A 25085-nucleotide genomic window follows, 5' to 3' on the forward strand; every position below is an offset into this window, starting at 1 on the left:
GCGGCTTCGAATCGGCGATGCGTCGCCTGCCGTTCGGCCTCGACGACCCGACCTCAGTCGCCGACAGCGGGCTGACCGGCCCGATCGACATCCCCGACCCGAAACCCCAAGTACAGAAGAAGGACTTCCGGTCGCGCTGGAAACGGATGCGCGAGTCGGTGGTCGGCACCGTGCGCGGCCTGCCCAGGGTCGTCAAGCTGACCTGGGCGGCCAGCCCCCTGCTCACGATCACCATGGCGGTGGTCACGGTGATCAGCGGCCTGATGCCGACGCTGTCCGCGTATCTGGTCAAACTGCTGATGGACGCGGTGGTCCAGGCCATCGGAGTCCACTCGCAGCACCTGCCGGACCGCGTGCCACTCGCGCTGCCCCTGCTGGGCGACGTGCAGGTGACCTCGATGACGAACATCGTCGCGGTCGCGCTCTTCCAGTTCGTCGTGTTCGTCGTCGGCGCGACCATGACCGCGATGACGAACATCGCGCAGCAGCTGCTGCAGGAGAAGATGCTGCTGACCATCCGGCACAAGGTGATGGACCAGGCGACCAAACTGGACCTGGCCTTCTTCGAGGGTTCGCAGTCCTACGACCTGCTGCGCCAGGCGGAGCAGGAAGCGCCTGCCCGCCCGCTGTCGATGATGAACTCCGCGTTCGGACTGGTGAAGACGGCGATCACGTTCGCCAGCATGATCACCCTGCTGGTCGCGATCAGCCCCATGCTCGCGGTGATCGCGCTGCTCACCCCGATCCCGGCGTTCATCTCCCAGTCCCGCTTCAGCGCACGCGGTTTCGCGCTGACCTTCCTCAGCTCCCCCATCCGCCGCCGCATGGAGTACCTGTCGTCGCTGGTCACCACCGACACCTACGCCAAGGAAGTCAAGCTGTTCGGCTTCGGGCCTTACCTGGTCGAGCGGTTCCGCAAGCTCGGTCAGGTCTACTACGAGCGCCAGCGCAAGCTGATCGGCGTCCGCAACGTGGTGGGCACGGCGTGGAGCATGCTGACGACGTTCACCAGCTCCGCCATCTACCTCTACATCGCGCTCCAGGCCGTCGAGGGCAACCTGACGCTCGGTGACCTGGCGCTCTACACCGGCGCGGCCACGGCCGTGCAGAGTTCGGTGCAGGGCTTGTTCATCGGCTTCACCGGCATGTACGAGAACAACCTCTTCCTGGACACGCTCTTCCGCTTCCTGGGCACCAAGCCCTCGATCCGCAGGCCCGAGAAACCGGTGCCGGTCCCCGAATCCGTGCACGGCCAGATCACCTTCGAGAACGTCTCGTTCAGCTACCAGGGCACCACCGAGCGCGCGCTCGACAACGTCAGCTTCACCATCAACGCCGGCGAGACGCTGGCTGTCGTCGGCCGCAACGGCGCGGGAAAGTCAACGCTCATCAAGCTTTTGTGCAGGCTGTACGACCCGACCGACGGCCGCATCCTGCTCGACGGCACCGACATCAAGCAGTTCGACCCTGAGGAGTACCGCACCCGCATCAGCGCCATGTTCCAGGACTTCGTGACCTACCAGGCGACCGCGGGCGAGAACATCGGCCTCGGCGACCTCCCCCACCTCGAAGACCTCGACCTGATCAAGGACTCCGCCCGCCGCGCCGGCATCGCCGACCGCGTCGAGCGCCTGCCCAAGCAGTTCGACAGCCCGCTGGGCCGCTGGTTCGACCAGGGCGTCAGCCTGTCCGGCGGCGAATGGCAGAAGATCGCGCTCGCCCGCGCCTTCATGCGGAAGTCCCCGATCCTCGTACTCGACGAGCCCACCTCGGCACTCGACGCCCAGGCCGAGCACGACCTGTTCTCCCGCCTGCGCGAACTCGCCCACGGCCGCACCACGCTCTACATCTCGCACCGGTTCTCCACGGTCCGCCAGGCCGACCGCATCCTCCTGCTCGACGGCGGCCAGGTGGCCGAGCACGGCACGCACGGCGAACTGATGGCGCTCAACGCCAGCTACGCCGAGCTCTTCAACCTCCAGGCCGCGGCCTACCTCGACGAAGAACTCACCTCATGACCCGTCACCGCCACCCCTGCTTACCCAACGCCTAGGGGGTCGTGAGTGGTACGGCCGGTTCTAACCGGCCAAACCACTCACGACCCCATTCAGCCGCCTTGCCCGACTCAGGGACGTGATCCAGCGGCCGGGTGGGGGCCTCCCTCACCCAAATTCCTGGGTGAGGGAGGCCCCCACCCACACCAACCGGGGATGACGGCTCCCCTCACTACCGGCCTTGAACCGCCCCGGGTTCGGTAGAGACTCGTTGTTGGGGTCAGGCGACCAGGCTGATCAGGTCACCTGACTCGTACAGGGTCTCGAACTCGACGGGTGGTCGGCCGCCGCACGCTCCATGGAGTCGCTGGTTGTTGTACCACTCGACCCACGCTGCGGTGGCGACGTCGACTTCTTGTTTATTGTGCCACGGCCCGTTCGGTTTAATCAACTCGGTTTTATAAAGACCGATGGCAGATTCCGCGAGTGCGTTGTCCAGAGCGTCGCCAACTGTGCCGATCGACGCGTCGATACCCGAATCGATAAGATGCTGCGTGAACGGAAAGAAGTATATTGACTTCCGGCGTCGGAATGGTGAATCAACTTTTCTTGCCCCTCGCTCCACCGGTAGTCCCTATGCCGCAACCCCTGCTCGATAGCGTCGAGCACCAGATCGGTTTCCTTGGACATACTCACGCGCCAGCCGACGATCTTGCGGGAGAACACGTCAATGGCGAACGCGACGTAGACCGCGCCCGCCCAGGTCGCGACGTAGGTGAAGTCCGCTACCCACAACCGATTCGGCGCACCGGCGGCGAACTGGCGTCTCACCAGGTCCGCGGCGCGGACACCATCAGGATCGGACACCGTCGTGCGCACCGTCTTCCCCCGGACCGCGCCGGCCAGGCCCAGCGCGCGCATGAGCCGCTCCACCCGGCCCCGCCCGACGGCGACGCCCTCACGGTTCAGCTGCCACCATATTTTCCGGGCACCATACACCCGATAATTATCGTCATACACACGTCGGATTTCCTTTTTCAGTTCCTCGTCGCGAACTTCCCTCGCCGATACCGGGCGAGAGAGGGCGGCATAATAAGTGGACGGAGCGATCTTGATCCCGAACTCGGTCAGCACGGCACAGATCGGCTCGACTCCGAACCGGTCCCTATATTCCGTGATGAACGTTACGAGCGTGGCGGTCGAGGGTCGAGCTCCCTCGCGAAGAAAGCCGACGCCGCCTTCAGAATCTCGTTCGCCCGCCGCAACTCACGATTCTCCCGCTCCAACTCCCGGATCCGCTGCTCCTCCTCGGTCGTCACACCCGACCGCGCCCCCTGATCGGTCTCAGCCTGCCGCACCCACCGGCGCAGGCTCTCCGCCGACACCCCGACCTTCGCTGCGATCGACGTGATCGCCTCCCACTGCGACGAATACTGCTCTACCTGCTCAAACACCAGCGCAACCGCGCGCTCACGCACCTCACGCGGATGCCTCGAAGACCGGGCCATAACTCCATCCTCACTCACACGATGGAGCCTCCATCAAACCCGGGGCGGTTCACCTAGCGCCTGGGTGAGTGCGGCTTGCGTCGCTCAACGCCGCAAACCGCACTCACTCCGCGCCCTGAACACGCCACCTTTGACCTTCCGCCCAATAACCGGCCAAACCACTCACGACCCCATTCAGCCGCCTTGCCCGACTCAGGGACGTGATCCAGCGGCCGGGTGGGGGCCTCCCTCACCCAAATTCCTGGGTGAGGGAGGCCCCCACCCGTATATCCGGGTTAGGGAGGCCCCCACCCACCCGAACCGAGGCAGGGAGGCCCTCACCCAACCGCCCAGCAGACACGCCACGTTCGACTTTCCACGCGGTGAGAACATCCCGCGACGCTCACGGCACCCACTCGACAAGGCCGGCTGAAGCTTGCCCAAGGCCTAGGGGGTCGTGAGTGGTACGGCCGGTTCTAACCGGCCGTACCACTCACGACCCCCACAATGCCGGGTCGGTCGAAAACCCTTGTCAGTAAAGGACTCCGCGCAAGACGCGGCCCAGGTGCGCGGCGGAGGCCTCGGTGTCGTCCACACCGCGCCACGCCACGAAACCGTCCGGCCGGACGAGGAGCGCGCCTTCCGGCTTGATCCCCGCGAGCGCCGCCCATCGCTGCTCGGCGTCCACGAGATCGCCGTCCGCCGCGAGCCGGTAGGCGGTCACCGGCAACTCCTCGGCGGCGGCCTGCCATCGATGACCACCAGGACCGCACAGCAACACGAAACCCGTGCCGAACAGGTCCACTGTGGACACCGAAACCCCATCGCGGAGCACCCGCAGATGCGGCGCACGCGTCCCGGGGTGACCGTCGAGGTTCAAAGCCGGGTCGCTCAACGAGGGCAGCTCCGCACGAGGACCGTCCACCGCGCCCGAAACATACTGCTGGCACAGGGAAACGACGACCGGGTGGGCCATCCCGAGCTGCTCGCGCTCGGCCAGCGACGACTTCAGGTCCCAGTGCAGCCGAGGGTTGCGCTGGACGAGCATCGCCTGCTCGACGGTGAACCGGCCGACCGGGAGGCGCTCACGCTCGTAGCTGTCGAGCAGTGCGGGACCGGCCTCGCCGCGGGACACCATGGCCAGTTTCCAGGCCAGGTTGTGCGCGTCGGCGATGCCGGTGTTCAGCCCGTACGCGCCGCTCGGCGGCATCACGTGCGCGGCGTCGCCGATCAGGAAGACGCGGCCGCGCCGCATCTCGTCGGCCACCGAGGCGGCCGCCTGCCATGGCATGACCGCGAGCAGTTCGACGTCCAGGTCCGGCAGGCCGATGGCCTCGCGGACGACCTCGAGGCAGCGCTGCGGCGGGAAGTCGGCCGGGGTGCGGCCGCTGCCCGGCGGGCAGGAGATGTAGAAGACCCAGCGGTCGGTGTTGTTGATCGCGAGCAGCAGCCCTTCGGCGTCCGGCTTGCGGATCTCGCAGACGACGAACTCGTGGCCGCGCACCAGGTCCGTGAGGTCGGCGCGGAACAGCACGGTGATCATCGGACCGCCCAGCGGGCCGGGCCCGGTGCTGCTGATGCCGAGCCGCTCGCGGATCGGGCTGGCCGCGCCGTCCGCGGCGATCACGTGGTCGGCGGCGATGACCGACCGCTGCCCGGTCTCGTGGTCGAGCACGGTCACGGTGACGCCGTCATCGGTCTCGGCCAGGTCGACCACCTCGGTGCCGAACCTGATGTCGGCGCCGAGCTCGCGGGCCTCGGCGAGCAGGATCGGCTCCAGCCTGTCCTGCGGGCAGATCCCGTTCGTGCTGGTGATGGGACTCACCGAGCCGACGATGTCCATCGAGTCGTCCGCGACCGGGGAAACCCGGTGTGCCTTGGCCAGATCCGTGCCCGCGAGCTGCTCGACGACGAGCTTGCCGCCGTTGCTCGCCATCAGGCTGCCCGCCGCGAGCACCGCCTCGTCGAGCCCGGCCTCGCGCAGCAGCTCCCTGGTGCGCGGCGCGAGCCCGGTCGCCCTCGGATAGATCGAGGTCCGCTCGTGCTTTTCCACCAGCAGCGGCTTGACTCCTTGCCGGGCAAGGAAAAGCGCCGCCGCCAGCCCGGTCCCTCCCCCGCCCGAGATCAGCACGGGCACCCGTTCTTCCGGCACTGGCCCTTCCTTTCGCTTGGCGTTCGTCATCAGACGGGCTGTTGCTGCCGTTGCTGCTGCCGGACCATCGCCACGAACGACTCGGGGGTCCGCACGTCGGCGACCTCCTCCTCCGGCAGCGAAACCCCGTACTCGCGCGAAACCCGGCTCGCGGTTTCCATCACCGCGAGCGAGTCGTAGCCGAGATCGTCGAAATCGGCGCCGGCCGAGGCGGCGCCGAGCTCGGCCGACTCGTCCTCACCAGCGCATTCGCGCATGATCCGGAACAAGTCCTCCTGGGTGAACTCCGTCATCACGTTTCCTTTCCGCTCACGCCACGCACGACCATGGCCGCGTTGAATCCGCCGTATCCCCTGGCGAGCACCAGAGCCGCGGTGCCGTCGAGCCGCCTCGGCTCGCCGACGACGAGATCGATCCGGTAGGCGGGGTCGGCTGCGGCGACGTTCGCGGTGGGCGGCGCCAGCCCTTCGCGCACCGCCTGCAGCGCGCACACCAGATCCAGTGGCGCGGCGCCGGAATGCAGCCTGCCGATCGCCGCCTTCGGCGCGGTCACCGGGACCCCGTGCGGGCCGAACAGCGCGGTGATCGCGTCGGCCTCGATCCGGTCCAGCTCCGGTGAGCCCGCCGCGTCGGCGAAGACCACCGCGATGTCACTTGGGGACAGCCCGGCATCGGCGAGCGCGATCGCGGCCGCCCGCCGCAGGTTCGCCGGGCGTCCCGACGACGCGGGCGGGTCGAAGGTCGCGCCGTAACCCGCGATCTCGCCGTACACCCGCGCGCCTCTTTCCCTTGCGCGGTCGGCGTTTTCGACGGTCAGTATCGCGCCACCCTCGCCGGGCACGTGCCCGTTCGCGTCCTCGGCGAACGGCAGGTACGCGGTGCCGGGGTCGTCGCGCTCGCTGATCCGGCCGCCCGCCATGTGCGCGGCCATCCCGTACGGGCACAGTGAAGCGTCCATGCCGCCGGTGAGCACCAGTCCCAGTCCCCGCCGGATCTTCCGGCGTGCCTGCGCGACGGCGTCCAGCCCGCCCGCCTGCTCGGCGACGAAGACGCCGGTCGGCCCGCGCATGCCGTGGCGGATCGAGAGCTGCCCGGAGTTCACCGCGTAGAACCAGGCGAACGACATGTACGCGCTGACGTGCCCCGGTCCCTTGGCATAGAGCTTTTCCAGCTCGTGCTGGCCGAACTCGAAGCCGCCGGAGGAACTCGCGGTGATCACACCCATGTCCGAAGAGGACCAGTCGGCCAGGTCGATCTTCGCGTCGGCCAGCGCGTCGTCGGAGGCGACGAGCGCGAACTGGGTCATCCGGTCGGTCTGCGGGATCAGCCTGCCCGGTAACCGTTCCCGTACGTCGAACCCGGTGAACTCACCGCCGAGCTTGGCCGGGTAGCGCTCCGGGTCGAACCGCTCGATCCGGTGGATGGCGCTCTCCCCGCGCAGCGTCGCCGCCCAGTATTCGTCGAGCCCGGAACCGTTCGGCGCCAGCACGCCGAGCCCGGTCACCACGGTCGCGGTCATGCGGCCACCCCGGCGAGCACCATGGCGCTCTGGAAGCCGCCGAATCCGCTGCCGACGGTGAGTGCCACGTCGACCTTCTTCTCGCGGGCCGTCAGCGGCACGTAGTCGAGGTCGAGTTCCGGGTCCTGGTCGGTCAGGTTCGCCGTCGGCGGCACGATCCCGTGCTCGATGGCGAGCGCGCACGCGGCCACCTCGATCGAGCCGACCGCGCCGAGCGAGTGGCCGATCATCGACTTGATCGAGCTGACCGGCACCCCGTAGGCGTGCGTGCCGAGACTGCGCTTGAGCGCGGCCGTCTCGTGCAGGTCGTTCTGCTTGGTCGCGGTGCCGTGCGCGTTGACGTAGTCGAGCGCGGCGGGGCCGAGCTTCGCCTCGTCGAGCGCCGCGGTGATCGCGGCGGCCAGCTCGATGCCGTCCGCACGCAGCCCGGTCATGTGATAAGCGTTGCTGCGGTTGCCGAAACCGCTGATCTCGGCGTAGACACGCGCGCCGCGCCGTCGGGCGCTTTCGAGTTCTTCGAGCACCAGCACCGCGCTGCCCTCCCCGAGCACGAACCCGTTGCGGGTGCGGTCGAACGGGCGCGAAGCGCGGGTGGGGTCGTCGTTGTGGCGTGAGGTCGCCCTGATCGCGTCGAAGCACGCGACCGTGATGGGCGCGATCGGCGCCTCCGCGCCGCCCGCGATCATCACGTCGGCCGTGCCTTCCCTGATCAGTTCGCAGGCGTAGCCGAGCGAGTCGATCCCGGAGGTGCAGCCCGCCGACATCACGGTGGCCGGTCCCTCCGCGCCGCTGAGCATCGCCACCTCGGCGGCGATCGAACTCGGGACGAAGTAGTCGAACAGGTGCGGGACCGTGTAGGTGTGGTCCACCTGCCACTGCCTGCCGCCGTCGCTGAGCACGACGTACTCCTGCTCCAGCTTTTCGGTGCAGCCGACCGCGCAGCCCAGGCTGACGCCCGCCCGGTGCGCCTCGCCGGCGCCGATCTCGATCCCGCTGTCGGCGAGCGCCTCCTTCGCGGCGACCACCGCGAACTGGGTCACCCGGTCCATCCGGCGGATCTCCTGCGGTGTCAGGCCTTCGCGCACCGGGTCGAAATCACACTCGGCTGCCATCCTCGACCGGAACGGCGCGGGGTCGAACAGCGTGATCGGCCTGGTCGCCGAGACCCCGGAAACCACGCGTTCCCAGAACATCTTGGTACCGACACCGCCCGGCGCCACGACACCGATTCCGGTTATCACGACACGACGTTGAGTCACCATGCCTCCCAGCGGGCGGGTTCATGACCTTCCATACCCGGTAACCCTGAAGGACTTTCCTAGAGCGGCGCTCGAAAGAGAACGGACGTCCTGCGCTTGGAACTTCGTGACAACGCGAAAACCCCACCGGACGACCAGTCCGGTGGGGTTCGCGCTTCCATAGTGGACCGCGGTCAGGCACCGCCGCACAACGCGCTGTCCATATCGGACAAACGGATTCCCGGTGCCATGCGGCCGTTCTCGGCCAGCCGCTTCGCGGCGTGCCGGAGCACCAGCGAGACGCGATAGCACGAGTGCCACCGGCCCGCCTCGTCCGGCGCGGACGACTGCTCCTCGATCAGGTTCGCGTCGGCCAGCTGTTCCAGCAGTCCCTCCGCGAGCACCGGCTTGATCCCCATCCGCCGGGCGATCAGCTCGGCGGTCACGATCGGCACCCCGAGCTCGCCGATGAGGTGGAAGGCCTCGAGCGCCATCACCGCGAGCTGGCGGGTGCTGGCCTCCACTGTGGACACCAGCCGGAGCCCGCCGTCGCCCAGTTCCGCGATGAGGTCTTCGGCCTGGGTGAGCCGTTCGACCAGCTGCGCGAGCCGCCATTGGCGCCGCAGCACCAGCCGCGCGGCCAGCGCGCGCAGCGCGAGCGGCAGGCAGTTGCAGATCCGGACCAGCGCCCGCGCCGCGCCCGGCTCCGCCTTGACCCGCTCCCGCCCGATGAGGCGGCCGAGCAGGTCCACCGCCGCGGCTTCCGACAGTGGCGGCAGCCCGATGGTGATCACGCTCGGCATCGAGGTGAGCCTGGTCCGGCCGGCGACGAGCATCGCGCAGGAGGAACCACCGGGACTGAGCGCGCGGACATGCGCGTCGGACACGGCGTCGTCCAGCACCACCAGCGCGCGGCGGTCCGCCGTCCAGGTGCGGAACATGCTGCTCAGATCGATCACCCTGGTCGGCAGCCGGTCCGGCGGAACCCCGCAGCCGCGCAGGAACCCGCCGAGCGTGGCGGCCAGTCCCCTGCCGGGATCGGCCAGCTCGCCGACGTCGGCGTAGAACTGGCCGTCGGGGAACAGCGGCCGCAGCTCGTGCGCGGCCTGCAGGGCGAAGGTCGTCTTGCCGACGCCGGGCGAGCCGAGGATCTGGACGACCTGGACCCCTGACCCGCCACCGCGCAGTGCGGTGCGCAGGTAGCTGTGCTCGGCGGCGCGGTCGACGAAGTCGCCGATCGCGGCGGGGAGCTGCGCGGGCGCCGGCAGTGGCATCGCCGTGGCGAGCGTGGCGGTGCGCGAGCCGACCTCCATGTCCCCGTTGAGGATCGACTGGTGCAGTTCCTGGATCTCCGGCGAGGGTTCCAGGCCGAGTCCGTTCACCAGCTCGGCCCTGGTCTTCCGGTAGACCTCGAGCGCCTCGACCCGCCGTCCGCTGCGGACGAGCGCGAGCATGAGCTTCGCGACGAACCCTTCGTGCGCCGGGTGGGAGCTGACCAGCGAAAGCAGCTCGCTGACCAGCTCGTGGTGCTTGCCGAGCTGGAGTTCGAGCTCCAGCCGGAGTTCCAGCGCCTCCTTGCGGAGCTCCTCCAGCCTGGTCACCGCCGCGTCGAGCACCGGGCCCATCTCGACCCCGGTGAGCGCGCAGCCGGACCACAGGTCGAGCGCGGACCGCAGCACCTCGACCGCGTCCTCGACCAGTCCTTCGGCGCGGGCGGTCTTGGCGCGATCGACCAGCTCCTCGAACTCCCGCACGTCCAGCTCCGCCCCGCCGAGGCGGAGTTCGTAGCCGGACGGCCTGGTCAGCAGCATGTCGGCGCCCGGTGCGGCGCCGCCGCCGCTTCTCGGGCCGTTGAGCAGCTTGCGCAGCTGGTAGATGTAGGTCTGCAGGGTGGTCCTGGCGCTGCGCGGCGGGCGATCGCCCCACAGCTCTTCGACGAGGGTGCCGCTCCGCACGACGGTGTTCGCGCGGATCAGCAGGAGCGCCAGCACCCGGCGGAGCATCGGCGCGGTCGGTGTCAGCGCACCGTCCGGAGTCAGTATTTCCACCGGTCCGAGGAGCATGAACCGCAGCATGTGAACCTCTTCCTGTGAAATAAGAGTCAGGTGCCGCGTCTTTGCCGGGCGGTCGACCCCGTCGCCCCCTCGACACAACACGGCATACATTCCCCATATACAAAAAGCCTTCGGATTACCCGCAATTCCACCAGGCGACGGCCGATACCGTCGCGCCCAGTGATCACCCCAGTAGCGCGAGATTCACGACCACGTGTCGACGCTGACACGGAATTGTCGGATTCTCGTTTTCTTCCCCAGCGGTAAAACGAGGTCCGCGTTACCTCGTTTTCCCTAAAGCCCCAGCTCCGTACCCCTAAGATCAGGTTCCCTATGACCGAACGTACCCCAGCCCCCAGAAGTCGTCAAGTTTCCACCAATGGCCGAAACAAGCCATTCATCAACGTACAGAAGTGCATGATCATATCGGACAAAGTTCGCAATCCGGCTCGCTCGAAGTTGATCATTGTCACCCCATTTCCGCATCTATTTCTCGTTTATTCGGCGCACCCCGAACGGTGCGCGTTAATGCGCCGGCAAGGCCCGCCACCGGCCCACTGTCTTGGCCCGCACTCGATCTCGGCTGGATGGTCACTCGACCATGGGACGAATGGCGTAACCCCGCAGGCGCCCGTGGTTCCTCAGTGCCGCGACCACCGGCGCGTGGCACGCCAGCCGGTGCCGGAAGCGGTCCACCGCACCGGCCGGACCCGCGCGGGTTCCCCGGTTTCGCCTCGAGCGAGCGTGGACAGCACCGCGACCAGAGCGGCGAGTTCGGCCGGATCCGGCTCGCCGCGCACCACCCGCAGCCACGGCCCGGTCATTGCGGCGGGTTCCCGTGCTTGCGGCTCGGCAGCTCGGCGTGCTTGCCGCGCAACATGGTGAGCGCGCCTGCCAGCCGGATCCGGGTCTCCGCCGGGTCGATCACGTCGTCGACGAGCCCGCGTTCGGCCGCGTAATAGGGATGCATCAGTTGTTCGGAGTATTCGGCGATATGCGCCGCGCGGGCGAGCGCCGGATTCTCCGAGCGCGCGATCTCCTTGCGGAAGACCACATCGGCGGCGCCCTCGGCGCCCATCACCGCGATTTCGTTCACCGGCCAGGCCAGCGACAGATCGGTGCCGATCGACCGCGAGTCCATCACGATGTAGGCGCCGCCGTAGGCCTTGCGCAGAATGACCTGGACGCGGGGAACGGTGGCGTTGCAGTAGGCGTACAGCAGCTTCGCGCCGTGCCGGATGACGCCGCCGTGTTCCTGGTCGACACCGGGCAGGAAGCCGGGCACGTCGACGAAGGTGACGAGCGGGATGTTGAAGGCGTCGCAATACTGGACGAACCGCGCGGCCTTCTCCGCCGCGCTGATGTCGAGCACCCCTGCCAGGCTGCTCGGCTGGTTGGCGACGAGCCCGATGACGTGCCCGCCGAGCCTGGCGAGCCCGCAGATGACATTGGTCGCCCACAGCTCGTGCACTTCGAAGACCTCGCCGTCGTCGACGATCTCGGCGAGCACCGCGCGCATGTCGTAGCCCTGCTGCGGGTTCGCGGGCACCAGGTCGAGCAGTGCCTCGCAGCGCCGCCCGACGGGGTCGGCGCTCGGCGCGACCGGGGGCAGCTCCCGGTTGTTCGACGGCAGCAGCGCCAGCAGGCACCGCACGTCGGCGAGGCAGGTCTCCTCGTCGTCGTAGGCGAACGCGGCCACCCCCGAGGTCTCGGCGTGCACGTCGGCGCCGCCCAGTCCCTCGTGCGTGATCTCCTCGCCGGTGACCGAGCGCACCACCTCCGGCCCGGTGATGAACATCTGCGCGGTGCCGCGGACCATGAACACGAAGTCGGTCAGCGCGGGCGAGTACGCCGCGCCACCGGCGCAGGGCCCGAGCACGACGCTGATCTGCGGGATCACCCCGGAGTTGCGCACGTTCCGCTGGAAGATCCCGCCGTAGCCGGCGAGCGCCGAAACACCTTCCTGGATCCGCGCGCCCGCGCCGTCGCACAGCCCGACGATGGGCGCGCCCGCCGACTCGGCGAGATCCATGACCTTGCAGATCTTCTCCGCGTGCGCCTCGCCGAGCGCGCCGCCGAAGATCCGGAAGTCGTGCGCGTAGGCGAACACCACCCGGCCGTCGACCAGGCCCCACCCGGTCACCACCCCGTCGGTGTGCGGCCGCCGCGCCTCCAGCCCGAACCCGGTGGCCCGGTGCCTGCGCAGTGCTTCGATCTCGGTGAACGTGCCCTCGTCGAACAGCAGGTCCAGCCGTTCGCGCACGGTCCGCTTGCCCCGGCGATGCTGCGCGGCGGTGGCGGCCTGGCCGGGTCCCGCCTCGGCGAGCGCCTTGACCTCATTGACCTCGGCGACCCGCTCCCGCAAGCTCGGCACCCCGTGGGCCCGCCGCTTCGGCGCCGCCGGCCCCCGCGAATCGACGACACTCATCGCAACTCCTCCTGCCACTGACGGACAATCGGATCGACGCTAAGCGCGCTGACTCGCACCACTCTCGAACCCACCTCGACCCAGGGGTCACCGGGGCGGGAACGGCACCTCTGTCTTGTCTTCCATGCTCGGCGTGCCCTCGGTGTCGGCGCTGCCGGTCACGCCGACGCAGGTCATGGTCAGGCCGTCGGCGCGGACGTCCAGCCGGAGGAAGTGCTTGAACATCGGCGGCTCGTTGAAGTCGAAGAGCTCGGAGCCGTAGCGGTGGAAGAGGTGCCCGAAGCGGATGCGGGCGAGCGCGCGGGCCTTCAGCCGCTGGGAGTGCCGGAGTTTCGCGTCGCTCTTGCGGCCCGCCTGCGCGTTGATGCCCCGGTGCCGCTCGAAGTACGCGGCCGCCTGACCAGGCTTGACGACGGCGAGGCCGAGGCCGAACAGCAGCTTGCGGTCGATGATCTCCGAGAACCGGGCGAGCGAGTCACGGCGCAGCGGATAGCATTTGAACTCCTCCTCGGTCACGCCGTCGACGTTCACCTCGGGGATCCAGTGGGTGGCGTGCAGGTACGCGCCACCGCCGCCGCTGACCACGTACTGGATCACGCGATCGCCGACCTCGACCGGATAGCGCTGATAGTTGTGGGTGTCGCCGCCGATGGCGAGCACGTAGTTCGCCCGGGGGTGGCGGACGATGTCGTCGACGCCGCCTGGCCGGTACCTGCCATTCACGTAGATCGGCTTGCCGGTGAGCAGTATCTTCGGGCGGTCGTTCTCCAGCGAGACACGCTCCAGCCAGGCGCGCTGCTCGTCGTCGATGAGGCCGCTGATGCCGGTGTCGATGCAGACGAACCGGACCGGGCCCTTGTCGATCACGAAGTACGGCGCGGGCTGCGTGCCCTGCTGCCGCGGTTTCGACCGCAGCCGCTGGGCTTCTTCGAGCTGCTCGGCGGTCACCTTGCCGTTGACCCGCCAGAGTTTCCTGGCGAACCACGCACGCACGCCCTTGCCGAAGTCGAGCTTCTGGCCGTCGTCGGAAAGCCCGCAGAAGACCCGCATGAACCCGCGTAGCCCGTCGTACCAGTCGTGGTTGCCGGGAATGGCGTAAAACGGCCATTCCAGCTCGCGGTACGGGTGATAGAACTTGTCGCGATAATCGCCAAGATCCCCGGTCGGATAAATGACATCGCTGCAGATCACGGCGAAGTCGACGGCCTGCTGAGCCCGCAGCGCCGGCACGACGGCGTACTGCGAATCGTCGCCTTCGCCGGTGTCGCCGACGACCAGCATCGAGAACTCGGTGTCCGTGCCGCGGTCGACGACGAAGTCGCCGCTCCCCGGTTTCGCGAGTTCGACCCAGCGCTTGCGCGCGGCGTCGACCGGGTCGATCCACTTGGCGATGATGTCGTTGCGCGACTGCCACAGCGTCTTCGGCCGCAGCCACGAATTCGGCCGCGCGCCCGCCGGGACGTCGAGCTTCCAGTTACCCGGCGCCTTGCTGTACCAGCCGGCGCCTTCGTCCGAATCCCGTGAAGAGTTCATCACCGCCACCCTTTCACACCCACGTGTGAAGGAGTCGTCGGAACGGCTCGCGTGGTTACCGACGGATATCGAATCGGCACCAACCGGTCACCATGCCGGGTCGAACCGCATGCCCTTGTCGTACCACTCGTCGTCCGTCTCGGGCACCGTGTTCGACGGCCGAGGCGGGTCGTCGGCCGACCGGTCACGGAGGATCGCCTTGTCGACAGGCGCGCGGCGTTCGACGGCCTGCGGCGTCGGCTCGAATTGGAGGCGCCAGCGCAGCCGGTCGGCCAGGTAGCCCGCGTTGCCGAGCGGGCGCATCAGCTCCGCGCTGCGTTCGGCCGACTTCCGTTGCGCGTCAACGTAGGTGCGCACCACGAGATCGGCGATCTCGTCCGGCGACAACCGCCGGATCGCGTCGGAAAGCCGCAAGCTGGTCATGACACCGTCGGTGTTGACCGAGACGGCGACCGCGCCGTCCGGGGACGCCGAGTCCACCGAGAGCGCGGAAAGCGCGGCGACCATGGCCGCGCGATCCGGCTTCGGCGACGGCGCGGGGTCGCGCTGGTCCGTCATCTAGTCCAGCGTCCCCAGTTCCGTCGGCCCACTGTGGGTCCGGCCGTCCGGCGCGATGTCGACGTTCCCGTCACGCACGCGCTTCTCGGTCTCCTTGGACGTCCGATCGGTCTCGAACTTCGACGGGTCGAAGGTGTCGCCGGGGCTGACATCCGGCGGCGGCGGGATCCTCGGCATGTCCTTCATGTCGTTGCCGATGCGGTCGGCGAGGGTGCTCGCCGCGTCGGCCGCGGCGTCGCGGATCTTGCCGACGCTCTTCATGAAGTTCGTGTGCTACTTATCCACCGGTCCGATGACCTGAGAAAACGACGGCTGTCCCCTGGCTGAGCTGCAGTTTGCGACTCGTCACGACCTGTCACACCTGGACGCTTCCCGACGTCCTACGGCCACTCTCCTATCGGTGGCCGTGTTTCGGTGCCGTGTCCATGTGGTTCGTGGTCGGCTTTGATCGCCGGGTTGACCAAGTAGAGCGACGCGCCGATCAGCGCTACCGAGAACCCCATGGCGTCCATCGCGGTCTCGGTGCCGAGGCTGGTGCAGATCAGCACTGCGGTGGCCGGACCGACGATGTCCAGTCCGGTGTAGCGGAAATCGGACCGAAGCTTCTTCCCACTGGTGATGAGCGGGATGGAGATGCGGCCGGTACCCGAGACGAGCTCCAGCACCCGGCCCGGCTCGTACCGGTCGAGCGCGGTCTCCCAGTAAACGAGATCATCGGTGTAGGCGCCCGTGCCGACGTCGTAGGGCGGCAGAGCCGTGGACTGACAGGCATGACTGGTCCACAACGCCGCAGTAGCGCGCTGACCATCACGATTCCACCGTGATAGTCAGACCGACCGGTAACCTCGCGCCTCCTGTACGGCGATGGGACATCGGCGGGACTGTGCGCTGCTCATCGGGCTGGCCTGACTGTCACCGTCACCGATTGCGGGGCTGGAGCAGCGCCCATTCGTGGTCGTCGTCCAGCCAGCGTTGGTGGTGCAGTCCGCGGGCGGATGCCTGTTGGATGAACTCGTCGTCGCTGTGCACGTGGTCACGCCAGGTGTGGGTCCAGGTGGCGCCGCTGGCGTTGTGGTACTCCAGTGACACGCTGAGCAGGCCATCGGTGTAGTCGGCCGAATGGATCTCGACGGTGAATTCGCCCCAGGGATAGGACTGGCCGGCGCGCACCGTGGCAGCCCATTCGGGTGAGGTTCGTTGCACGATCACGACGCCGTCGTCGGCTACGTGTCGCCGGCAGGTGTCGAGGAATGCTGCACTCTGGCCGTAGGCCGAACTGTCGACGAGGAAGCTGAGCAGGAGGACCGCGGGGAATCGGCGGTCGAGGTCCAGGGTTTCGATGTCGCTGTGGACGCGGGTCGCGCCGGTCACTGTGCGCAGCATCTCCTCGCTCTGGTCGACGGCGACGACGTCGTGGCCGAGTTCGATCAGGGCGTGGGTCACCCGTCCGGCGCCGCAACCGAGTTCCAGCACGGCGGCGCCTGCTGGTATCGCGTCGTGGACGAGGTCCGGTTCGGGGCCGGGTGGCAGCTGCCGGTAGAGCGTGACGGGGCTGCCGTCCGGGGCGACCGCGCCCCCATCCGATGAGGTGCCGCTTCCGACAGGGCTCACAGCGTCTCCTTCCGGGGTGGATGTCAACGATCAGTTGGCCAGGCTCCATGAAGTTCTCTGTTAAGGATGGCGTCCACCTGGGTGTAGCCGCCATCGATGACGTGGTTGGCACCGGTGATGAACGACGCGTTGTCGCTGAGCAAGAACATGATCAGGTCGGCTACGTCGTGGGGCTCGCCGGTTCTGCCGAGTGGGGTCAGGGCGATCGCGTCGCGTGCGTCCTCGGCGGGTAGGCCAGTGTCGATCCAGCCGGGCGAGATGGAGTTGACTCGGATTCCTCTGCTGCCCAGCACGACGGCGAGGCTTCTGGTCAGGCTGATCAGCGCTGCTTTGCTTGCGGAGTAGGAGATGTAGGAGTACGAGCCGATTCGTGCCTCGATGCTGGAGATGTTGACGATCGAGCCGCCGCTGGCCATGGACGGCGTGAGGGCCTTGGTCACCGCCAGTACCGCGCGTAAGTTGACGTCGAGAACCCGGTCCCAGGATTGCAGGGTGAGCTCGTCCCAGGTCTCGGATTCGAAGGTGCCCGCGTTGTTCACGATACCGTCGAACGGTCCGTGTTCGGCCACAGTGGATAGTGCGGCGTCGACCGCGGGCCTGTCGGTGAAGTCGACCGGAATCATGACCTCGACCCCGGCGGTCACCAGTCGAGTGGGGTGGGGCTCTCCGGTGCGGTAGGTCCCCACGACGACCGCTCCAGCGTTGACCAACGTTTCGGCCGTCGCGGCGCCGATTCCCGTTGACGCGCCGGTCACCAGGATTTTCCTGCCCTGCAGGGACATTCTGCTCCTTCCGGGTGGATCGCAGCCGTGTCAGCGAAGTCGGACGACGGTGCGCCCGCCGATGCCGTGGCGCATCGCGGCGAAGGCGTCGTCAATGCCGTGCAGATCAGTCTCGGCGGTGATCAGCGCGTCGAGGTTCAGCCTGCCGTCGGCGGCGAGGCCGAGCAGTGTCGGCACGTCGACATCGGGGTTACTGCTGCCATACACGCAGCCGCGCAGACTGCGGCCGGACCAGACGAGGTCGACCGCCTCGAACTCGACCTGGTCAGTGTCGGATCCGATGCCGACGACGACCGTCGTGCCGCCGCGTCGGGTCACGCTCCAGGCTGTTCGTATCGAGTCCGGTCGGCCCACGCACTCGATCGTGACATCGGCTCCGCGTCCGCCGATCAGGTCCCGAACCGCGTCGGCACACTCCGGTCCGGCGAGGACGAAGTCCGTTGCGCCGTTGGCCCTGGCGAGGTCTCGTTTGGATTCGGCGACGTCGATGGCGACGACCGGGCCGGCGCCGGCGGTTGTCGCGGCCTGGAGCGCGGACAGGCCCACTCCGCCGAGTCCGATCACGGCGACGGACTGTCCTGGTCGGACGTTTGCGGTGTTGAGGACGGCTCCCGCACCGGTGAGCACGGCACAACCCAGTACGGCGGCGTGCGACATCGGCACATCGGCCGGGATGGCCACCACGGACCGCTCCCCCACGACCGTCGCCTCGGCGAACGTCGCGGTGTCCACACCGGGGAACACCGCGGTCCCGTCGGCCAGCCGTGCATACGGTGTCGGAATAGCGGGGACGCCCGACTCGCACAGGTAGGGCTGGGCGTGCGAGCAGAACCAGCATCGTCCGCACGACGGTAGCCAGTTGAGGATCACGTGATCGCCGGGGACGACTCTGGTCACCCCTGGGCCGACGTCCGTGACCACACCGGCGCCCTCGTGTCCCAACACAGCAGGAAGCTGTTGTCCCAGTTCGCTGTCGTCGTCGAGCAGGGACATGTCCGAGTGGCAGACTCCCGCCGCCGCGATCTCGACCCGGACCTGGCCCGGACCTGGTTCGAAGATCTCGACTCCGGTCACTTGCAGCGGAACGCCGCGCTGCGTCGCCACTGCCGCCCGCACGATGTCCGGCTCCATCAGTCGTCCGAATCCGCGCTCATGTCCGTGTTCTCTTCTGCTCTGTCCGCCCAGTAGCGGTGTGGTGCCGGAAAGGCCGGTCTGCTGGCGCCCCAGGCGAGTGCGAGCAGATTCAACGTGTTGGTTCCGCCCGCGGTGGACGGGTCGGCCAGCAATGCGCGGATCGCCTCGGGTGTCGCGGGGATACCGTTCATCTGCTCGGCTCCGCGGGTGAATTCGCCGGGATCGAACGAGTCGAATGCCAGGTCCGGCATCCGGCGTGTCCCTGCGGCGATGTCGGCGATCTGTTCCTGCGACAGCGTTGTCGCGTCGCCGACCAAACCGCGAACTCGTTCGACCATCAACAGTCCCATTGTCCGTGCGGAATTGACCGCGGAGTGGGTGGCGACTCGTTCTGCGGTGGCCTCGCCGGCGACGTGGCGTCGCACGAAGTCCAGAATCAGGTCACTCGCTGATCGTTCCGGTGGATTGAAGTATCGGATCATGTCGCGGCCGTTGGTGAGGACGGCACAGCCATATCCGAGCGCGGGATAGGCGCGCGAGTCACCCCACCAGCCGAACGGGTGCGCGCCGGCATGGCCGATGTGTCCCCAACGGCTTTCCGGATGGTGAACCTCAAGACCGATCCCCTGGTACAGCCCCGGTGGTTCGCCAGGGCCGGCCGCGGCTAGGTGCGGCTCGCGCATCAAGTGCGCGATCGAGGGCGTGACCACCGGCGCCGAGTCCGCCGGATCGAGGAAGGCCGCCACCAGTCGTGCCTGGTCAAGCGCGGTCGTGATCAGCGCACCGGCGGGGTACAGACCCGAGTAAAGGTGGGGCGTCGGCACGCACCAACGGCCGAACTGCTGGTAACCGACCGGCATCCGCCCGGCCAGCGACGGCGGCGCGATGACGCCCGTGTGGTGCGCCGGAACGGCGCTGGAGTCCAGCCCCATGGGCGCGATGATGCGTTCGGCCACATGGTCGGCATAGGACAGTCCGTCCGGGTCCAGAAAAGCGACCAAGTGGCCGAGTGTGCCGTAGCCCAGTGTCGAGTAGCGGTACCGTCCGACGGGCGAGGTCCACAGTGCACCGACACCGCCGTACTCAGGTCGATGCCCGCTGTCGTAGCGCCGGGCCAGGTAATCGCCCAGTGGGGCCGGTGGGCGCAGGCCGCCGTCGAACGTGTCGGTGCCCAGGCCACTCTGATGGGTCAGTAGGTGATATGCCGTGACCGGAGTGTCGCCCAGCGGATTCACGATCCGAAGGTCCGGTAGGTAGTCACGCACGGGACGGTCGATGTCCAGCAGGCCACGTTGCTGCATCGTCATCACCGCGAGTGCGACGTAGATCTTCGACATCGACCCGGCAGCCAGCACGTCGTCGGGTTGCATCCGCCTGCCAGCGGCAAGGTCTGCGTGGCCGAAGGCAGCCGTGTGACTGTCCCCTGTTCGGTTCACCACTGCCACCGTCGCACCCGGCACACCCGTGGCCGCCAATACAGCCGGCACGAACGCGTCCAACGCCTCGGCCAATGTCGACAGGTCGGCGCCGACAGGCTCCACGGCATCAACAGGCATGACGACCCCGGCTGCTCGACAACATCAACTCCACGTTCGATCGTGGATCGTCCCGGCCGGTAACCGCAATCGGCCGTTCATACGCGACCCCGGCTGGCTGCAACACCCCAACGGCTGCCGCCCCACCGACGTCCACTGGAACACGTAGTGCCGACACATTCAGGTGAATGTCGTCTCTCCCGCACTGACGGCCGAGCACGGGTGCGCCGACAGGCGGATGATCTCCGGCCGGCACCTCCGGTCCATGATGGACACTGGCCAGTATACTGTGTCCGTCTACTTCGGACAACCGCGCCGGCGCTCCCGGGTTGATCAGAGGGGATGGAAGACCGGTTCTTCACCCGGACAGCGCACTCGATCATCACCCTGGTGTGCCTGGGCGAATGCCGCAGCCGCCAGGCGAGTGAGCAGGAACTGTTGCGAGGTAGTGAGTTCGGCCGATTGCGACTACGGAGACGTTGGGATCAAGCTGGACAGGGCAGCAGCCACGGGACGATCGCGGGGAATCGACGGTGAGCGAAGATCTGGAGGTGAGCCGAGTCGGCCCACCGGTGAACTACGTGAGCAGGTGGCTGCCGGAACTGGTCGTTCGTCAGGCACACAGGACGCCGGCAGCGGTTGCCGTGCTCCTCGGCGACAACGCACTGACCTACAGCGCCTTGGTCGACCAGGCTTACGTCGTGGCTGCTCGGCTGCGTGCCGCCGGGGTGGTCTCACCATCGGTCGTCGCGGTGCGGGGCCGGCGAAGCCTGCGCCTTCCGGTGCTGCTGCTGGGAGTGCTGCTGTCGGGCAACGCCTACGTGGTGGTGGATCCTCGGTGGCCGGATACGCGGATCGAGGAGGTCCTGGCGGAGGTATCCGCGACCACGGTGATCGATGCCGACACGAGCGGACGTGACTCCGTTTCCCTACCGGACGTCGAGCGGTCTGCGGTCGAGTCGCTCAGGTCGGAGACCGAACTGCTCGCGGACGCGGACCGGTTGGATGATCCGTTCTGCGTCTATTACACGTCTGGGAGCTCAGGCCACCCCAAGGCGTCGATATCGCCGCACAGGGCCGTTCTGCGTTCGATCCTGGCCCCAGGGCACCCGAGTCTCGATTTCGGTGTACCGGTGATGTTGGTCGCGGCTCCGCCGTCGTGGGACGCATTCACGATGGAGCTGTGGTTTCCGTTGGTGCACGGCGGCCGTTGCGTGATTGTCGAACACGATGTTCTGGACCCAGCCACGATTCGGCGCGGGATTCGCGACGAGGGCGTCACCGTCGCTCTGGTGACGGCGTCGTTGTTCCACGTACTGGTCGACGAGGATCTCGACTGTTTCGACGGAATGAGGGAACTCAGCATCGGCGGCGAACGCATGTCCCCGCGGCACGCCCGCCGGTTCCTCGAACGCTTCCCCGACGTTCGTCTGGTCAACGCCTACGGACCCGTGGAGACCAGCGTCCACGCCACCGCGCACACCGTTACCCCGGCCGACCCAGACCGGCCGCACGGGGTGCCGATCGGCTCACCGGTGCCGGGCACGGAGATCCGACTGTTGCCAGTGCACGGCCGGCCGGCCGATGTCGGCGAGATCGCGATCGCCGGTGACGGACTCGCCACCGGCTACGCGAACTCCTTCGGCCCCGGCGAGACCGACCCGTTCCCATTGTTGTCTACTAAGGACGGTGTGCGTCGCTTCTACCGAACCGGCGACTTGGGCTCGTGGAACGACGACGCGACGCTGGCCTTCCGTGGCCGACTCGACCGCCAGATCAAGCTGCGCGGGCATCGAGTGGATCCCACGGAGGTGGAACGCGCGATCGAGGATCCCGCCGCAGACGAATCCGATGCGTCACGAGGTGGTGTGGCTGCCTGCCACGTCGAGATGATCGATCACACGCTGACGGCCTTCGTCGTGCCAGCCGACGGTTTCCCCGGCACAGACGCGCTCACCCATCGGTTGGGTGCCCGGCTTCCGGCGTATCTGCTGCCGGGACGGATCGTCGTCGTGGACGAGATCCCCCTCACGGCAACCGGAAAGCTCGACCGAGCCGCCCTCGCGGCCTCGGTGTCCGGCGACGCCGCCACTCAAGGCGATCGGCAACCCGCCGACCCGGCCACCACCGGCCCGCTGGTGGCACTCGCCGCCGAGCTGATCACGGCCGGGCAGGTGGACGCCTCGACCGACCTGATCGCCGCCGGTCTCGACTCGCTCGGCGCGTTGAGACTGGCCGTACGCGCGACCATACGCCTCGGCCGTCCGTTGACGGCGGCGATGGTTCTGCAACACCGAACCCCGGCCGGCATCTGCGCGGCGCTCACCGAACCTTCCCGTTCGGACAGCGCGAACGACACCGGTCAGAGACCTGCGACCGATACGGAATCCCAGTGGCTGACCGGCATGGTCGCCGAGCACCGTGCGGCAGCGAGCCTGGTCTCGTTCGCGTTCCGGATGACCGGCCCGGTCGCTCCCGCGGCGGTACACGACGCGCTGCTCCGAGTCGCCGCAGCGCAGCAGGCGATGCGCACCGCTGTCGCGGTCATCGACGGCACCGTCCGGGCCCGGCTCCTCCCGGTGAACACCGCCGTGCAGGTGCGCGTGCTGCCGGCCCGGCCCAACCGCCACGACCTCGACGAGATGGACGTCGTCGCCGCCGAAGCGATGCGCGCGGTACGACTCGATGCCGGCCCGATCGTCGCTGCTCGGATCGTGCCGGAACCCGACGGGCTCCTGCTCGTCCTGGGCGCACACCACAGCAACCTCGACGGACACAGCAACGCGGTGCTGGTCGACCAGCTCTGCCGCGCGTTACGCGACGAACCGCTCACCGAGCGCCGCCCAGTCGACGACAGTGACCGCGACGGCGGCGCCCGGCCACCGGACAGCTGGTCGGCACGGCTCGCCGCGGCAGGCCCGATCAGCTGGCCGGCCCCGCACGGACCGACGCCCGACTACGCGACCCTGCCGGTCAGGCTGACCGCGGCCGACCTCACCGAACTCACCACCACCGCCCGTGCTGCCGCCACCACACCAGCAGTAGCGGCGCTGCACGCGTTCGCCCGATCGATACTGAGCACCATCGACGGCAGCAGCTTCCGCATCGGCATGACCGACAGCGGCCGCAACGACGCCAGCACCGTCGACGTCCTCGGCAACTTCGTCCGGCTTCTCCCCGTTCCATTCGACCGACACACAGTCGACAGTGGACTCGCCGGCACCCGCGACGCGTGGCGACACGCGTACCGGCAGCGCCACGTCACCATCACCGACCGTCTCGCGCAACTCGCCGTGAATCCCCGGTACCGACCCCCGTACCTGCAAGTGCTGCTGGTATGGCAGAACCTGGAGACACCCGTATGGCAGCTACCGGGCGTCAAGGGCGAGGACTTCAACTGCGGCGCACTCGCGCCGATGTTCGACCTCACCCTCGAACTCTGGCCCGGCCCCGACGGTGCCACGGGCGTACTGGAGTACGACCCCCGGGTCGTGGCCGACCGCACCGCCCTCGCCGTTCACCGCTCGCTCATGGACCAGTTCGGTCCAACCTCACCCGGCCCGCTCCACGACTGACCGTGTTCCCACGACACCGTTACGGAGACAACTCATGTGGTTCAACACCCGCGCGGTCGTGCTCACCGCAGGCGTCGGCACCGGATCGAGCGAGATCGTCGCCTTCGACGCCGCCCTACGAGCCGCGGCAATCGCCGACTTCAACCTGATCCGCGTCACCAGCATCGTCCCCCCGACCGTGCCCGTACTCCACATCCCACCCCCGCGGCGTACCGAACCCATCGACGGCCAGGGCCAGATGCTGCCCACCGTCTACGCCGTCCGAGCCACCAACCGCACCGGCCAGCAGGTGTCGGCCGCCGTCGGCGTCGGTGTCAGCGACCTCCCCGACCGAAGCGGAGTGATCTTCATCAACGAGCAGACCGACGGAACAGCCGACAACTGCGTCCGCGACCTCGAACTCATGATCATGGAAGGCATGCGCAAGCTCCGCCGCACCGACACCTACGCCTTCCACCACGCCGCAGCCACCGCCACCGCCGACACCACCGACGAAGCCTGGACATGCACCATGGCCGCCTGCTGCTTCGTCGACGATGACCTCATGCCCTACTTCGCCGACCGGGCCATCCCCGTCGACTGAGTCCACCGCGACTACACCACCCGAACCCGAGTGTTCGCCCAGACGAGGTGGCCGACGGGCGAATGGGCCTTCCTCTGATTCAGGATCCGGCGTCGACGGTGCTGGGTCCTCCTCGACGGATTCTTCTCGCAGGCAAGCCTTGTCGCGGCCGAGCACACGTTCGACCGCCGCGGACAGGGTGGCCGGCAGCTGCCATCTGTCGGCAACCTGGATGGCGCTCGGGGCGCCGCGCCGGGCGCCATCAGCGAAATAACCGGCGCGGTCCCGGCAGATCATCGACCCCGATCACTTGCAGTGGCCCGATTTCCGTTCAGGCAAAACGCGAATGAGCCGCAACACGTCCCGCAGTTGCACGCTGCGCCGTCCATAGCGGACGGTCAGACCCCGACCTGCTCGGCAAAGATCCGCTGTTGCGCTCGTAACGGCTGCGTACCCGCGCCGACTTGGTCCCGCGGCGTGGACACGTCGCTGACGGCGTGGTCGGCTTGGCACGTAACGCGACAGTCGCGCCGGACCGAGCGCCCCAGTCGACGCGGACGGCCGACAAGTGAGGAAACAGAACGTCGATCAGCTCAGCGGCAAGCACACAGCATTCGATCTATTACGCCGACGTGGCCAATGACGCCAGCACACGGAAACCTGGCCATTGACAGTCACTGGGCGTCGCGGTTTCCGTGATGTCGCTGCGGACTCGCCGGATCTTCTCAATCGTGCTCAAAGCTTCCGAGCGTGACCAGTGAGCAACCATCCAGCCGCGAGAGAAGTGCCGGACCGTCGACCCTGTCGAGCTGTCCCGACGCGTCGTCGAACTCCTCGGATGTGAGCACCTCACCTCGTTCCGCGACGTAGGTCAGCAGCGGAAGCACCGACACGTTGTGCTCTGAGGTACGTCGCAGGCCACA

Annotated in this window: 19 protein-coding genes, 1 pseudogene and 1 other annotated feature; of the genes and pseudogenes, 3 read left to right on the plus strand and 17 right to left on the minus strand. The window is 68.0% G+C overall.

Annotated elements, in window-relative coordinates:
- The first annotated feature begins 17 nt into the window (after positions 1 to 17).
- Positions 18 to 2018 carry an ABC transporter ATP-binding protein gene (locus AB5J62_RS24010; protein WP_370950319.1) on the plus strand — a complete coding sequence of 667 codons (2001 nt, stop codon included), beginning with the start codon at positions 18 to 20 and terminating at the stop codon, positions 2016 to 2018.
- A gap of 256 nt (positions 2019 to 2274) precedes the next feature.
- Here AB5J62_RS24010 and AB5J62_RS24015 read toward each other — a convergent pair.
- The 16 genes and pseudogenes from AB5J62_RS24015 to AB5J62_RS24090 all read right to left on the minus strand — a co-directional run bounded on the left by AB5J62_RS24015 (position 2275) and on the right by AB5J62_RS24090 (position 20046).
- Positions 2275 to 3502, minus strand: a pseudogene (locus tag AB5J62_RS24015) (IS3 family transposase).
- Positions 3096 to 3224: a sequence feature (AL1L pseudoknot), on the minus strand. Its footprint overlaps the pseudogene before it by 129 nt.
- A gap of 511 nt (positions 3503 to 4013) precedes the next feature.
- Entirely contained in the window at positions 4014 to 5633 is a 1620-nt protein-coding gene (locus AB5J62_RS24020; RefSeq protein WP_370942177.1) for an FAD-dependent oxidoreductase, read from the minus strand.
- Positions 5634 to 5662: 29 nt separating this feature from the next.
- Positions 5663 to 5926, minus strand: coding sequence for an acyl carrier protein (locus AB5J62_RS24025; protein WP_370942178.1), 264 nt, complete (start codon positions 5924 to 5926; stop codon positions 5663 to 5665).
- Positions 5926 to 7152 carry a ketosynthase chain-length factor gene (locus tag AB5J62_RS24030; RefSeq protein ID WP_370942179.1) on the minus strand — a complete coding sequence of 409 codons (1227 nt, stop codon included), beginning with the start codon at positions 7150 to 7152 and terminating at the stop codon, positions 5926 to 5928. Before AB5J62_RS24030 ends, AB5J62_RS24025 begins: the two co-directional genes overlap by 1 nt.
- Entirely contained in the window at positions 7149 to 8414 is a 1266-nt protein-coding gene (locus AB5J62_RS24035; protein WP_370942180.1) for a beta-ketoacyl synthase, read from the minus strand. The genes AB5J62_RS24030 and AB5J62_RS24035 overlap by 4 nt, the downstream gene beginning before the upstream one ends.
- 170 nt (positions 8415 to 8584) lie before the next feature.
- A complete protein-coding gene (locus tag AB5J62_RS24040) occupies positions 8585 to 10453 on the minus strand; it encodes a BTAD domain-containing putative transcriptional regulator (RefSeq protein WP_370942182.1) in 1869 nt (622 codons plus the stop codon).
- Between the two features lie 632 nt (positions 10454 to 11085).
- Entirely contained in the window at positions 11086 to 11268 is a 183-nt protein-coding gene (locus tag AB5J62_RS24045) for an acyl-CoA carboxylase subunit epsilon (protein WP_370942183.1), read from the minus strand.
- The gene (locus AB5J62_RS24050) at positions 11265 to 12872 is read right to left on the minus strand and encodes an acyl-CoA carboxylase subunit beta (RefSeq protein WP_370942185.1); all 1608 of its coding nucleotides are present in this window, start codon (positions 12870 to 12872) and stop codon (positions 11265 to 11267) included. The genes AB5J62_RS24045 and AB5J62_RS24050 overlap by 4 nt, the downstream gene beginning before the upstream one ends.
- Positions 12873 to 12959: 87 nt before the next feature.
- Positions 12960 to 14405: a metallophosphoesterase gene (locus AB5J62_RS24055; RefSeq protein ID WP_370942186.1), complete on the minus strand. Its 1446-nt coding sequence runs from the start codon at positions 14403 to 14405 to the stop codon at positions 12960 to 12962.
- Between the two features lie 87 nt (positions 14406 to 14492).
- Entirely contained in the window at positions 14493 to 14963 is a 471-nt protein-coding gene (locus AB5J62_RS24060; protein ID WP_370942187.1) for a YbaB/EbfC family nucleoid-associated protein, read from the minus strand.
- Positions 14964 to 15224 (minus strand): hypothetical protein, encoded by a 261-nt coding sequence (locus AB5J62_RS24065; RefSeq protein WP_370942188.1) that lies wholly within the window; start codon positions 15222 to 15224, stop codon positions 14964 to 14966.
- Positions 15225 to 15343: 119 nt separating this feature from the next.
- Complete coding sequence (locus AB5J62_RS24070) at positions 15344 to 15748, minus strand: hypothetical protein (RefSeq protein ID WP_370942189.1); 405 nt, start codon at positions 15746 to 15748, stop codon at positions 15344 to 15346.
- Between the two features lie 133 nt (positions 15749 to 15881).
- The gene (locus AB5J62_RS24075; RefSeq protein WP_370942190.1) at positions 15882 to 16574 is read right to left on the minus strand and encodes a class I SAM-dependent methyltransferase; all 693 of its coding nucleotides are present in this window, start codon (positions 16572 to 16574) and stop codon (positions 15882 to 15884) included.
- A gap of 23 nt (positions 16575 to 16597) precedes the next feature.
- A complete protein-coding gene (locus tag AB5J62_RS24080; protein ID WP_370942191.1) occupies positions 16598 to 17356 on the minus strand; it encodes an SDR family NAD(P)-dependent oxidoreductase in 759 nt (252 codons plus the stop codon).
- A gap of 30 nt (positions 17357 to 17386) precedes the next feature.
- Positions 17387 to 18487: a Zn-dependent alcohol dehydrogenase gene (locus AB5J62_RS24085; RefSeq protein WP_370942192.1), complete on the minus strand. Its 1101-nt coding sequence runs from the start codon at positions 18485 to 18487 to the stop codon at positions 17387 to 17389.
- Positions 18487 to 20046: a serine hydrolase domain-containing protein gene (locus AB5J62_RS24090; protein ID WP_370942193.1), complete on the minus strand. Its 1560-nt coding sequence runs from the start codon at positions 20044 to 20046 to the stop codon at positions 18487 to 18489. The genes AB5J62_RS24085 and AB5J62_RS24090 overlap by 1 nt, the downstream gene beginning before the upstream one ends.
- 512 nt (positions 20047 to 20558) lie before the next feature.
- Here AB5J62_RS24090 and AB5J62_RS24095 point away from each other — a divergent pair.
- Positions 20559 to 23600: an AMP-binding protein gene (locus AB5J62_RS24095; protein WP_370942194.1), complete on the plus strand. Its 3042-nt coding sequence runs from the start codon at positions 20559 to 20561 to the stop codon at positions 23598 to 23600.
- A 34-nt stretch (positions 23601 to 23634) separates the two neighbouring features.
- On the plus strand, positions 23635 to 24183 hold the full coding sequence (locus AB5J62_RS24100) for a pyruvoyl-dependent arginine decarboxylase (protein ID WP_370942195.1): 549 nt from the start codon (positions 23635 to 23637) through the stop codon (positions 24181 to 24183).
- 704 nt (positions 24184 to 24887) lie between these two features.
- Here AB5J62_RS24100 and AB5J62_RS24105 read toward each other — a convergent pair.
- A complete protein-coding gene (locus tag AB5J62_RS24105; protein WP_370942196.1) occupies positions 24888 to 25049 on the minus strand; it encodes a hypothetical protein in 162 nt (53 codons plus the stop codon).
- Positions 25050 to 25085: the final 36 nt, after the last annotated feature.

This window comes from Amycolatopsis sp. cg5 (genome assembly GCF_041346955.1).
In the GTDB taxonomy this organism is placed as follows: Bacteria; Actinomycetota; Actinomycetes; order Mycobacteriales; family Pseudonocardiaceae; genus Amycolatopsis.

Bases quoted from the DNA above. Each gene is read 5' to 3' on its own strand.
- AB5J62_RS24010 (WP_370950319.1), top strand. From the start codon at position 18: ATGCGTCGCCTGCCGTTCGGCCTCGACGACCCGACCTCAGTCGCCGAC.
- AB5J62_RS24025 (WP_370942178.1), bottom strand. From the start codon at position 5,926: ATGACGGAGTTCACCCAGGAGGACTTGTTCCGGATCATGCGCGAATGC.
- AB5J62_RS24030 (WP_370942179.1), bottom strand. From the start codon at position 7,152: ATGACCGCGACCGTGGTGACCGGGCTCGGCGTGCTGGCGCCGAACGGT.
- AB5J62_RS24035 (WP_370942180.1), bottom strand. From the start codon at position 8,414: ATGGTGACTCAACGTCGTGTCGTGATAACCGGAATCGGTGTCGTGGCG.
- AB5J62_RS24040 (WP_370942182.1), bottom strand. From the start codon at position 10,453: ATGCTCCTCGGACCGGTGGAAATACTGACTCCGGACGGTGCGCTGACA.
- AB5J62_RS24045 (WP_370942183.1), bottom strand. From the start codon at position 11,268: ATGACCGGGCCGTGGCTGCGGGTGGTGCGCGGCGAGCCGGATCCGGCC.
- AB5J62_RS24050 (WP_370942185.1), bottom strand. From the start codon at position 12,872: ATGAGTGTCGTCGATTCGCGGGGGCCGGCGGCGCCGAAGCGGCGGGCC.
- AB5J62_RS24055 (WP_370942186.1), bottom strand. From the start codon at position 14,405: ATGAACTCTTCACGGGATTCGGACGAAGGCGCCGGCTGGTACAGCAAG.
- AB5J62_RS24060 (WP_370942187.1), bottom strand. From the start codon at position 14,963: ATGACGGACCAGCGCGACCCCGCGCCGTCGCCGAAGCCGGATCGCGCG.
- AB5J62_RS24065 (WP_370942188.1), bottom strand. From the start codon at position 15,224: ATGAAGAGCGTCGGCAAGATCCGCGACGCCGCGGCCGACGCGGCGAGC.
- AB5J62_RS24080 (WP_370942191.1), bottom strand. From the start codon at position 17,356: ATGTCCCTGCAGGGCAGGAAAATCCTGGTGACCGGCGCGTCAACGGGA.
- AB5J62_RS24085 (WP_370942192.1), bottom strand. From the start codon at position 18,487: ATGGAGCCGGACATCGTGCGGGCGGCAGTGGCGACGCAGCGCGGCGTT.
- AB5J62_RS24090 (WP_370942193.1), bottom strand. From the start codon at position 20,046: ATGCCTGTTGATGCCGTGGAGCCTGTCGGCGCCGACCTGTCGACATTG.
- AB5J62_RS24100 (WP_370942195.1), top strand. From the start codon at position 23,635: ATGTGGTTCAACACCCGCGCGGTCGTGCTCACCGCAGGCGTCGGCACC.